This window comes from Flavivirga abyssicola (genome assembly GCF_030540775.2).
Classification (GTDB): domain Bacteria; phylum Bacteroidota; class Bacteroidia; order Flavobacteriales; family Flavobacteriaceae; genus Flavivirga; species Flavivirga abyssicola.
Map to the genome: position 1 here is coordinate 4,599,018 of NZ_CP141266.1, position 12,074 is coordinate 4,611,091.

8 protein-coding genes are annotated in these 12,074 nt (G+C 34.9%); 5 read left to right on the forward strand and 3 right to left on the reverse strand.

Annotation, left to right across the window (positions count from 1 at the left end; translation table 11 throughout):
* Positions 1-24: 24 nt before the first annotated feature.
* The 3 genes from Q4Q34_RS19230 to Q4Q34_RS19240 all read right to left on the reverse strand — a co-directional run bounded on the left by Q4Q34_RS19230 (position 25) and on the right by Q4Q34_RS19240 (position 3,746).
* On the reverse strand, positions 25-2,433 hold the full coding sequence (locus tag Q4Q34_RS19230) for a hypothetical protein (RefSeq protein ID WP_303319204.1): 2,409 nt from the start codon (positions 2,431-2,433) through the stop codon (positions 25-27).
* A 39-nt stretch (positions 2,434-2,472) separates the two neighbouring features.
* The gene (locus Q4Q34_RS19235) at positions 2,473-3,009 is read right to left on the reverse strand and encodes a T9SS type A sorting domain-containing protein (RefSeq protein ID WP_303319205.1); all 537 of its coding nucleotides are present in this window, start codon (positions 3,007-3,009) and stop codon (positions 2,473-2,475) included.
* 92 nt (positions 3,010-3,101) lie between these two features.
* Positions 3,102-3,746 (reverse strand): autotransporter outer membrane beta-barrel domain-containing protein, encoded by a 645-nt coding sequence (locus Q4Q34_RS19240; protein ID WP_303319206.1) that lies wholly within the window; start codon positions 3,744-3,746, stop codon positions 3,102-3,104.
* Between the two features lie 491 nt (positions 3,747-4,237).
* Between Q4Q34_RS19240 and Q4Q34_RS19245 the strand changes: the two genes are divergently transcribed.
* The 5 genes from Q4Q34_RS19245 (at position 4,238) to Q4Q34_RS19265 (ending at position 11,949) form a co-directional block, all read left to right on the forward strand.
* A complete protein-coding gene (locus Q4Q34_RS19245; protein WP_303319207.1) occupies positions 4,238-5,767 on the forward strand; it encodes an alkaline phosphatase PhoX in 1,530 nt (509 codons plus the stop codon).
* A 4-nt stretch (positions 5,768-5,771) separates the two neighbouring features.
* Positions 5,772-7,592, forward strand: a complete 1,821-nt coding sequence (locus tag Q4Q34_RS19250) for a cytochrome-c peroxidase (protein WP_303319208.1) — start codon at positions 5,772-5,774, stop codon at positions 7,590-7,592.
* 401 nt (positions 7,593-7,993) lie between these two features.
* The gene (locus Q4Q34_RS19255; RefSeq protein WP_303319209.1) at positions 7,994-9,268 is read left to right on the forward strand and encodes a carboxypeptidase-like regulatory domain-containing protein; all 1,275 of its coding nucleotides are present in this window, start codon (positions 7,994-7,996) and stop codon (positions 9,266-9,268) included.
* Between the two features lie 217 nt (positions 9,269-9,485).
* Complete coding sequence (locus tag Q4Q34_RS19260; protein ID WP_303319210.1) at positions 9,486-10,604, forward strand: hypothetical protein; 1,119 nt, start codon at positions 9,486-9,488, stop codon at positions 10,602-10,604.
* A 157-nt stretch (positions 10,605-10,761) separates the two neighbouring features.
* Positions 10,762-11,949 carry an IS4 family transposase gene (locus tag Q4Q34_RS19265; RefSeq protein WP_330444543.1) on the forward strand — a complete coding sequence of 396 codons (1,188 nt, stop codon included), beginning with the start codon at positions 10,762-10,764 and terminating at the stop codon, positions 11,947-11,949.
* The last annotated feature ends 125 nt before the right edge of the window (positions 11,950-12,074 follow it).

The window sequence follows — 12,074 nt, forward strand, 5'->3', positions numbered from 1 at the left end:
AACCAATATGTTATATAAATGTCATTACTTGTGATAATGGATTTGTTTATCAAGTTTAGATTTAAGCTCTTCAAAAGTTTTATTTCTAAATTTAGAATCCGTCTTAATCTTCTTCCATAATTTATCATTCGCAAAATTCCCTTTTTCGGATAATAACTTGGCTTCAACCATTTGTAAGGCCTTATCAAAATCTTCTCTTGTAATTTGCCAATAAACAATTTCCCCTTTGTCTGTTTCTATGATCTCATATTCTCTTTGGTCATAACTTTCTGTTTCATGATGTTCTGCTTCATCATGGTGTTCTGAATCTTTTTCTAAATTTGAATGGTCTGTTGACGTTACTATGCCATTTTCTAAATTTGAAAGTCTAACAAGATATTCTCCAATTTGTTTCTTTATATTATTGATTTCAACATCTTGCTCTTCCATACGTTCTTCCAGCTTTTCAACAATGGCATTATTATCATTTTTATTTAATCCTACTGCTACATTTACCTTGTTAAAACCTAAAATATTATCGTTTACACCCCATGCCACGCCTACAATGTCCTTTACACGTTCCGAAGTCATTTTAGAAGGGTCTATTGCGATTCCCAATCCATCATTATTCCCACTGGGTACTATATAATCACCAATTTTAACCTTGCCAAAAACCTTAACGGGAACCTGTCCCATAAAGGCTACTTTTTCGTAGGCATTTTCTTGATCTGGCTGCGGCATGTTACCTAGCACTATGGGCTTGAATGACACAACCATCATGCGCTCGGCTCCTTTGGTATGCTTGGAGATCTTACCACCTTTTACACCAACAATGTCACCGTAGGACATCTTTTCGTTGATATCTGCCCGTAGCAAGTACTCCGCGTAATCCCCTGCTCCTGATGCATAAGTTACTCCTTGAGTGTCTGCCTTGTTTGTGGCATAGATATCCTCATTGTTATTTGCCCTGATAAGTGCATCTGCGGAAAAGCCTATTTGAAGACCTTCAAAAATAACTTGTGCTAACGAGAAGGCAATATCTGCTGGCCCAGGACCTGAAAGACAAGCTCCAAAACCTACACATCCTCTAAAATCTGCAATTGAAGCGGCTAGTTGTGCTAGTGCCAGAACTTCACTTGCTATGGCAAAACCTAAGTCCAGTTCTGCATCATAAACATCATAGGCCATAGACCTGATGTCGAAGGTATAATCACTGTTATTGTTGTTCTCTACTGCGATCTCGCCTTCTATGCGCCCCCACATATTGTCGGCATCCCAAAAACCAATAAAGTTGTTGCCGTTCCTTCTGCTCCCTATCACCTGGATTGCTATCCCCTGCGTACTCCCCTCAACCAGTAACGGGTAGTTCCCCTTTTCAAGTCCTGGGTTGTCGTTCGTGGTCGTTACCTGCAGGCCAGAGACCGGGTGCTCGAATGGCCCCGTGTAGCTGATCGCCCCTGTGTGTACCGTGGAATTGATCTTGACCTGCTGGCTCGTCGTGATGTTCAGATCGTCCTCGGTCGTAATGCCAACAGCCCCGTTCACCGTGATCCTGTCCGGATAGGTTCCAGATTCCACCGTACCTATCGTAGTATTCCCTTTTAATATGGAGCTTTGCCTAAAGCCCGTACCGTTGTCTATTAGCCTGTCCTGATCTGGTGTACTGGTTATGTTCAGTACCAGCCCCTCTAGGACATCCGAACGGAAGCTTCCCCTGTTCGACAGGCCGTTTGTGTTGGTAAGACCAACAACGTCCAGTGTGCCGTTTAACTTGGTCGGTGCGTTCTCGTCCCATGGGCCACCTTCTACTGCTACGATATCCTCTCCTACATTCAGAGCTCCCGAAAGGTTTGTCGTACTCTGACCGTTCACGTTCAGTCCCGCATTCAGATCGGTTGCCCCGTCTACGGTCAAAGTGCCAGACAGGTTCGTCTCGTTTCCGTTGGTTACGTCAAGCGTACTGTTGAGCGTGGTTGGCCCTTCGACCAATAGCTCACCGTTGAGCGTCGTGTTGTCGTCCACATCCAAGGTTCCCGTTGCCGTAATATTCCTGTGGTAGGCATACGGAACGAACGTTAAAATCTCCCTGCTCATGTCCTCAAAATTGTTGCCCCCCTCAAAGTCTATCTCTACTTTAAGGTCCTTAGGCGTTCCGTCCCAACTGATCTTTTCAAAGGCATCGTGCTCTACGGCCCCTATGATCAGGTTGATCCTACCAAACTCGTCCGTGGTGGTCAACTGTACCTCTTGGAACTCCTCGCCATTGCCCGAATCCAGAATCGTAAATCGAATGGCTACCGTGGTACTTGGCAAATAGTTCCCCTCGGAATCAACGCCGGGAAGCTCCAGAACATCGGGCCCCACGATCACTGCCTGATAGGTAATCCCATCGGTCTGTCCAAATGCCTCTATGACCAAAAAAAGAAATAAGAATAGGGTAAAAATACGTTTCATGATTAGGTTGGTTTTGATGCGTAATATTTTTATGTATAATTATATTTTTATGAGTTTTGCATTAAACAATTTTCCATTGGAAATTGCTTTTAAAAGATAGGACCCATTGGAAATATGTTTTAGATCTAAATCAATATCTTTTGATGGCGGAAAATCTCTGGAATATATAAGTTTGCCACTTATATCATAAACTAAAACAGAAATCGTTTTGGTTGTACTTTCGGTAAAAGATATAGTAACTGCTTGTGCAAAAGGATTTGGATGTACTGTTGCAAATAAATTATTAGTGTCAGATTGTTTTACAACTTTTATTTTACTGGGCGGTTGTTGATAACCTTGTCTTAAATAATACCCATTATTAGAATACGTACCAATGACGCTAGATTGTCCTATACTCTGACTCACTATGTATTGCCCTTTTGAGGTAGATATTGTTTTTGATGTGCCTCCTGCTCCTAAATTGGATCTTATGATTCTATATGAATTGTTATCTACTCTTTGCTGTGCTTTTATTGAATATGCAAAACAAATTGCTAACAGGAAAAAGACATACTTCTTGGTTAGTTTTATATTCATATTTTAATTCTCCAGATTTCTTTTTTATCTAAACTATAATAAATACCAATATTAAAATAGGATGTCCACCATTTGTCCATATTACAAACTATCTAAAAATCACAATAACATGTTGGCAGGTTAATAATAAACCCAATACCAAACTGGTGTGCATTCAATTTTAATTTCTCTTCACTTTCGCCACTATTAATCAATATGGATTTCCCATAGGAATACCCTGCATAAATTGCTGTATTATTAGAAATAGGATACTGCATACCAACTCCTGCCCTAAAAAAAAGAATGTTATTATTAAATTCTTCTTCACCTACCAGATTAAAAACATCATTATTTATGGTTTGATTTCCTCGTATTAAAAACTCGGAAGCTACAGATCCATTCAAGAAGAATGCAAGATTTCTTAATTGAAATAATTTGGCATCAACACCTGCTTTTATACCCAGATAACTAACATCCCAGGCAAAGTAGTTATCTACACTAGATTCGCTTCCTATGGCTCCATAACTATTATAAGTAGCACCTGCATTTAAAAATAATGTTTTGGCAGCATTAAGAGTATGTCTGTACCCCATACCAAAATATGATTTAGATTTTGACAAAAGGTTGTCTAGTGGTTGACCCCGTGAGTTTTCATAATCAAAAGAAGAAATTGTAGAACCATATTCCATATATAGTTGCTGACTGTATCCTGATAAACTGATTAAAACAATAAGAAGGCTTAGTAGTTTTTTCTTCATATATAAATGCATTATTTAAATACTTGGAATTTGTTTTCTTAGATTATATGAAATAAAGGACTCAAATAAGAAGGCTGGAATGCTATACAACTCAAAAAAACCATTCTAGGTCTTCTCGTAGTTTGAGCATAATATTTTAGAGTAAATGATATAAATATTGTTAAAACAATAAAAAAGTTGATTAGCATAATACTGTAAGTTGGTTAAAACGAATGTATCAGTATCAATCTTATTAAAAAAATAAATCCGATAATGTCCCACTTTTGTCCACCAGAAAACACTATATCATTAATTTCCTACTGTTTAGTAAGAATAAGAAAACTTCATAGCACCTCTTAACATTATGATAATAATTTTAATAAATGGATAACTTTATTAACATAACAATAACTCTAAATTGATATAACAACATTAATAGCTTAACAGGTTTCGAATAGTCGGGTCATAAATTTGCCATAAAATTAATTAACCCGAAATATTATATCTAGATTATGAAAAAATTACTCAAATTTCTTTTATTGTTTATTACTCTTACTGCAACTAGTATCTCTGTTACAAGTTGTGATCTTGAAGACGGAAAAGATGGTGCAGACGGTGTTGACGGCGTAGATGGAGCTGATGGACAGGATGGTGAAGATGGTGCAGACGGTAGTGATGTATCTGTTTATTTAGCAGCTTCGAAATCTCCAAGCTTATTAAAAGTAACTAGCAGTTTTGTAAATTTAAAAATCACACCAATTTTATCTTCAGAAGATGTCATTCCAAACACTCCTAACTTTGTTTACGGTTCTATGGCAGACGGAGCTGGATTAATTAACAATGGAAATGAGACCTTTACTTTAATTAATAATATCGAAGCAGATTATTCTATTGCTCGTATTATGTTAAACAAAAATTTAAGACCTTACCATGGAGAGTATATCTTAAATGCTGCTGCAACTGCAGAAACTGCACAATGTTCTGGATCATTAATTAGCCCCGAAGAACACGGATTTGGTCCTTTATACTTGTCTGGAGGAGAATGGGGAGGCGCATCTAAAGGTGTATTTTTAACAGACCCAGCAAAAGATGCTGCTGATGCTAGTACTGGAAAATTATTAAATGCTTTCGGACAGTGGTCTACTGAAAATGCTGTTGTTATTGGTAAGGATGCTTACGCCGATAAAACAGTTGCTTTTATTGGAGATGACCATTCTGATAACAGTGTACCTTCTGGTCAATTAGGAATGTACGTTGGTGACAGAGGTGATCTTGAAGGTGGTAAATTATATGGACTAAAAGTTACTACTTCTGGAATCGATTTTGAGGTAGACATGGTTGAAGGTACTGAATACGATGCTGAATTTGTTGAACTAACGGAAAGAGAAATTGCAGCTTTAGATGCAGAAGCAAAAGCTAAAGGTGTTATGGGCTTTTCTAGATTAGAAGATATTGATTGGAGAAGAGGTTCTGCTTCAAACCAAAAAGAAGTTTACTTTGCTGTAACTGGTAGAGACAAACCAGATTTAGTTGGAAAAGGAACTATTTTAGGTAGAATTTACAAAGTTGTATTAAACGATACCGACCCAACTGGAACTTGTAAAATTACTTGTGTATTAGATGGAGATAAAGTTGGTGGTAAAGCTGAAGGATTCCATTCTCCTGATAACATTTTAGTAACCGAGAATTATGCATATATACAAGAAGATCCAAACGGATATTTAGACACTGCTGTTAATGGTTTTGCTAAATTATATCAATATAACTTAAGTACAGGCACAATAAAAACTGTTTTAGAATGTGACCAAAACAGAGCTGCTGGTTTAGGTTATGGTACAATTAGTAGAAACTGGGAAATTACTGGTATGATAGATGTCACTGATGTTGTTAATAACGGAGATAACACATTCTTATTAATAACCCAAAATCACGGTTGGGAGCCTGCGGACGGAACTTCATTTACTGATCCAAAAGCTAATCCAGACTTGGCTAATAGAAAAGAAGGATCTATGTTATATATAATTAAAGGTTTAGATAGATAATCCCATGAACATACATTTGAATTTTATATTCAAAGCTAAGGCATACACTTTAAGTGTATGTCTTTTGCTTTTAAGTATTTCTTGTATTAATAAAGAAAAAAACAATACAGAAGAAACTATTACAAAAACAGATAAACTAGAGAAACTGTATAGTAACCATCTTGTTATGGCATACAAATACTTAGATAGCATTGATATTACAAATAACAATGGTACCAACAAGAAGTATTATCTAAATTCTAGAATGCACTTTAAAAAGAGTGAACCTATACTATCATACATAGAAAAAGAAAACTACAAATCTTTAAACTCCCCAAATTTATTACGAATTCAAGAAGAAGATCCTACAGATATAAAAATAAATCAACCTATAGGATATCAAGTCGTTGAAGAGAATTTACTTTCAGAATCCATGGATACTTTAGCTTTATCCAGAGCCTTAAAAGTAACAAGTGGTAGACTTAAATTAATAGAAAATAATATTGATTTAAGTTTTAAAGATTATCATGTGTTATGGCTTGTAAGAGACGCTATAGTTAGAATTGCTTCAACTGGATTATCTAATTTTGATTCTCCAATATTAGGAGCTTCATTAAACGAATCTGGATATGCTTTGGGTACATTAAATGACGTTTTTACTATTTACCAAAACAATTTTAAAAATAAAGACCTCCTCCAAAAATGGAAAACAGAATTAATAAACTCCCAGAAAACACTAAATACAGATTTTGATAGCTTAGATAGATATGAGTATATTAAAAATCATACGAATAAACAATTAGAACTCTTAAAAGCAATTCAAGAAGATTGGAGTATAGAATTTCCGTTAGAATTAGCTTTAAAAAACAATACAACCAGTTTATTCAGCAAAAATACTTTTAACTTAGAATACTTCTCAGACTACAAAAGCGATACTGCACATTTAAACACAAAAATTGATCTGGGGAAACAACTATTTAATGATAAAAGGTTTTCTATAAAGAATGATATGTCTTGTGCTACATGCCATATTAAGGAAAAAGCCTTTACGGATGAAAAAATAACTTTTAATAAGCATGTAAAAAGAAACACACCAACTCTTACATATTCGGGTTTACAAAAATCCTTTTTTTTAGATAATAGATCAGGTAGTTTAGAAGGGCAAATAGTAGGAGTTGTTACTAATCATGACGAATTTAATGCCGATCTAAAACATATTATCGAGGTTGTAAAACATGATAAAAACTACGCAAAAGCATTCGACACTCTATATGCAAGAGGTGCAACCGATATGAATATCAGACACTCCATTGCTTCATATGTTAGATCTTTAAATGAATTTAGTTCAAAATTTGATAACAACATTAATGGAAAAGAAAATACGCTTACTGAAGTAGAAAAAAGGGGGTTTAACATATTTATGGGTAAAGCTTCATGTGCTACCTGTCATTTTCCTCCATTATTCAATGGCACTGTGCCTCCTAACTTTAGTGAATCTGAACTCGAAATTATTGGTGTTCCAGAAACAAAAGAAAACAAAAAATTAGATGATGATTTAGGTCGGTATAATCTTTTTAAAACAGAGGAACGAAAAGGCGCTTTTAAAACTCCCACCATAAGAAATATAGAACTTACAACTCCTTATATGCACAATGGTGTTTATGAAACCCTAGAACAAGTCATGGATTTTTATAACAAAGGTGGTGGCTCTGGGTTAGGTTTTAATGTACCACATCAAACATTACCATTTGATAACTTAGATCTTTCTGAAGACGAAATACAAGCAATTATAGCTTTTATGAGAACACTTACCGATAATCATTTGGGTGAAAATGAAGCTTTATAATTTTATTTTAGTTTTAATTTAACCCGTTGCGCATTTTGATTAATTCACTCTAACTAAGTGTCAGTTCGAGTGAAATTCTGAAAGAATTTTGTATCGAGAACAGGTTTTGAAACAAAAATTTAATTCTCGATACTAATTTCACTCATAAAAATGAGTAAAATTCACTCGAATTGACAAATTTTTATCAAAATGCACAATGGGTTAATTTATAATCCAATGACTATCAATTTAAAAGAAAATCAACAACGGGAAATAAAACACTAACGAGACAGATTTTTCTTAATTATCAATAAAAAACTAGAGATTTTACCGATTAACGGTATGTATAAAGTGTTAAAAATTAACAAAATGAAAATATTTGCGTTTTTTTTTGTATCTTTTTAGTTAAATCATAACACATCATGAAAAGAGCTATATCCCTAACATTAAGAGCTTTAATTTTACTTTTAGTTTTTAGCTTTTCTACTGTAACAGCACAAGACAAGCAATTTGCAAAAGAGATTAAAGGAGAAGTTATTGACCAAAAAACTAAAGATATTTTGGTTTTTTCAGACATCGTTATTGCTGATTCTAATATTAGCACTGTGACTAACACCGACGGTAAATTTCTATTAAAAATACCTGAAACCTTATTAAATGGTACTTTAATTATTTCTCATTTAGGTTATGAGAAAAAAGAAATTAAAATTTCAACTATAGAAAACAAATTAAAAATAGCACTAACTCCTGCTATTACAGAATTAACGGCTATAGAGATTGACACATACAGTGATGCCAAAGCACTTTTAGAAGCCACACTTGAGAAGAAAAGTGAGCTATATAATAACAACAATACATTAATGACGGCTTTCTATAGAGAAACTATAAAGAAGAGAAAAAGAAATGCATCTTTGTCTGAAGCTATTGTGCAAATACATAAACGTCCCTATGACACCTATAAAAGAGATGCCATAGAGCTTATTAAGTCAAGAAAAAAAACAGATTACACAAGACTTGATACTCTAGCCGTAAAATTACAAGGCGGTCCTTTTAGTAATTTGTATACTGATATCATTAAATATCCAGAATATATTTTCACTAATGAAAATATCCCTTATTATGATTTTAGTTTTGACACATCGACTCAAATAAATAAAAATTTAGTTTATGTCATTAATTTTAAACAAAAACCATCAGTTGCCACACCTCTATACTATGGTAAACTTTATATTGATGCTAAAACCTTAGCACTTACAAATGCTGTTTATAGTTTAAATGTTGAAAACAAGAAACTAACCAGTGAAATGTATGTACGCAAAAAACCTGGATCTGCTATTGTTTACCCAACGCAGGCTACTTATAGAGTGAATTACAGAACTAAAAATGGTAAATGGCATTATGCTTATAGCAATATTTCATTAAGTTTTAAAGTTAAATGGAAGCGGAAATTATTTAATAATGTTTACACGTTGAATAGTGAAATGGCTATTACCGACTGGAAGATTAAAGATGCTGTTATCGAAAAACCTAGAAACAAAATGATACGTCCAACTACCATTTTAGCCGATGCAACTTATGGTTTTGCCGACCCAAAATTCTGGGGATTGTATAACATTATAGAACCGGAAAAATCGATAGAATCTGCTATAAAGAAAATACAAAAACAATTAAAAAAAGCTAAAGCTAAAAAAGCATAATCTGAAATAGTCTAATTTTAAGACCTTATGAAAATTCCCTCTCGACCAGTGTTGAGAGGGAATTTTTATTTATTTAACATGAATTCTATATAACCTTATTTTAATAATTGTTTATCAATACAAATTAAATTAGTGATAAATTATAAAGTAATCATTCTACAAAATTGCATCTAAAAATAGCATTGCAAACGTATATATATTTTTAACTACTTATCTGATGAAAAACTTAACCTACAAAATCATCAAGAGCATTTTAATTATAACTCTTGCCTTTATTTTCACCAATTGTTCCAAAGCGAGTGACAACACTTCGAATTCCATACATAACCCCCTTGAAAATCCAGAAAATGGTCCTGCAGCGGGTAATCCTAAAGGTAATTCATCAATTCCTACTGAAGCTGGCTTAGAAGATGTTTCAAATCCTGATGTAGTTGTTGGTAATGGTACTCCAGAAAGCTGTACTTGCGAAGCCGTTGTAAATGCTGTGGCACAGGGAGGTAAAATAATTTTTGATTGTGGACCGAACCCACACACAATAGTAATGGATAAACCTGCCAAAGTATTTAATAATGCGAATCCTGAAGTTGTTATTGATGGAGGCGGGTTAATTACTTTAAGCGGCAATGGAAACACCCGTATTTTATATATGAATACTTGCGATCCGGATCAGGTATGGACCACAGACCATTGTCAAAATCAAGATCATCCAAGACTTACCGTACAGAATATTACTTTTACTGATGGAAATTCTACATCTGAAACCGAGTATACTGGAGGTGGTGCTATATGGGTTCGTGGCGGACGATTTAAAGTAGTAAACTCACGTTTCTTTAATAATATATGTGCTAGTGAAGGACCAGATGTTGGTGGAGCCGCTATTCGGGTTTTTAGTCAATATAACGATCAGCCCGTCTATGTTGTAAACTCTACTTTTGGTGGTGCTAAGGGGTATGGCAATGTTGGAGCTAATGGTGGTGGTATAAGCAGCATAGGTGTATCCTGGACAGTTATAAATAGTCTTTTTTCTCATAATAGAGCCATTGGTAATGGTGGAAACCCAGCACAAGCAGGTACTCCTGGAGGTGGTAGCGGTGGCGCTATTTACAATGATGGAAACACCATGACTTTAAGAGTGTTTGGTACTCGCATTGAAGAAAACGAAGTTAACGCCTTTGGCTCCTCTATTTTCTTTGTTAGTAATGATCATTCTGGGAATATCATTATAGACAATTCCATCATACAAAATAATATTGGCGGGTCTTGGTATCCCGCTTTTCCAAGTATTTCAATGCATGCAGATACGCCTATTGCGGTAACGAATTCGATTATAGAATAGTATGTTTAGAACTTAGAACAAAAGTAAATATCCTCCATTAAAAGTGATGGCTTCGGTCAATCCCTAAAAGACCTGTCAGGTTTTGAAAACATAAGTGTTCGGAAGAGCAAAGTTCATTGACATATTTTCATACATTAGTTTCTTAAATCAAGGTTACATGAGAAAAAAAGTTAGTGTTCACAGTTTATTAAAACTAATAGGCAATGATTTTTTAACGTCTTTGGCCTTGGAGACGGGTACAAACTATAAATCAAAAAAGTTACAAGGCGAAGTTGTTTTCAAATTATTGCTGATGTCCCTTTTAGACGATAAAAAGATCAGTTTGCGTCTCATGGAGAAAACATTTTCCAACAACCTATTCAAGCTTTATTCTGGAATAGAAAAAGGTCAGACCATTAGGCACAGTAGCTTGTCAGAGCGTATTTCCGTTATAAACTCAGCGTATTTCGAAAGGATACATGCCCATGTTTATGAGCTTTCCGAACAATACTTTGATACAGAACAGGAGCCCTACAATATTCGCCAATTTGATTCAACAAGCCTGTCCCTTTCTGCCAAACTATTAAAAAAAGGGATGGTCAACGGGCTGAAGAACAAGAAAGGTGAGCATGGCAAGAAACAGATAAAATTCACTGTTGGCCTGACCAACAACCTGCCGAGCAATATTCGTTTTTATAACGAACAGAAGCACTTAGCAGAAGACCTGACCTTACGTGAGGCGATTCTTAATGCCAATATCAAGGGTACAGAGGTAGTCGTTTTTGATAGAGGTTTAAAGAAAAGAACAACGTTTCAAGAATTCAACCAGTTGGACATCTTCTTTGTCACAAGAATAAACCCGACAAAGAGTATAAAGGTCATTGAGCAAAATAGGTTGGGAAACAGTATTGAGACCGATACTCTAAATATCTTTAGTGATGAGAGGGTATACTTGTACCATCAGAACAAATCACTTTTAAAGAAACCCTTCAGGCTTATAAGGTCACATTCAAAGCAGACAAGGGAAGAGTTACTGTTCCTGACTAATATAGAAGATTTAAATGCGGATGATGTTACCGAGATTTATAAAAGACGTTGGGACATTGAAGTGTTCTTTAAGTTCATAAAGCAGCACTTGCATTTTAAGCATCTTGTCAACCAAAGTGAAAACGGAATCAAGGTCATGATGTATATGACCATGATTGTTGGGATACTTTTATTGCTTTACAAAAAACTAAACAATGTAAAGAGTTATAAAATAGCTAAATACGAATTTACCGAGGAACTAAATATGGAAATAATAAGAGAAATAGTAGTGATTTGCGAGGGAGATCCACGCAAATCTGATATATTTGATACCTCTTAAAGCTCTTCCGAACACTTATGTTTTGAAAACCTGACAGGTCTTGAACCACTAACCCGTGCTGAAAATTCTCCTGCCAGATAGGCAGGTAAACAAAGCCATTGAGAAAAACATATTATCTCGATGAC

What these genes read in the sequence shown, in the direction of transcription:
- Q4Q34_RS19230 (WP_303319204.1), bottom strand. Translation starts at nt 2,433, where the DNA reads ATGAAACGTATTTTTACCCTATTCTTATTTCTTTTTTTGGTCATAGAG.
- Q4Q34_RS19235 (WP_303319205.1), bottom strand. Translation starts at nt 3,009, where the DNA reads ATGAATATAAAACTAACCAAGAAGTATGTCTTTTTCCTGTTAGCAATT.
- Q4Q34_RS19240 (WP_303319206.1), bottom strand. Translation starts at nt 3,746, where the DNA reads ATGAAGAAAAAACTACTAAGCCTTCTTATTGTTTTAATCAGTTTATCA.
- Q4Q34_RS19245 (WP_303319207.1), top strand. Translation starts at nt 4,238, where the DNA reads ATGAAAAAATTACTCAAATTTCTTTTATTGTTTATTACTCTTACTGCA.
- Q4Q34_RS19250 (WP_303319208.1), top strand. Translation starts at nt 5,772, where the DNA reads ATGAACATACATTTGAATTTTATATTCAAAGCTAAGGCATACACTTTA.
- Q4Q34_RS19255 (WP_303319209.1), top strand. Translation starts at nt 7,994, where the DNA reads ATGAAAAGAGCTATATCCCTAACATTAAGAGCTTTAATTTTACTTTTA.
- Q4Q34_RS19260 (WP_303319210.1), top strand. Translation starts at nt 9,486, where the DNA reads ATGAAAAACTTAACCTACAAAATCATCAAGAGCATTTTAATTATAACT.
- Q4Q34_RS19265 (WP_330444543.1), top strand. Translation starts at nt 10,762, where the DNA reads ATGAGAAAAAAAGTTAGTGTTCACAGTTTATTAAAACTAATAGGCAAT.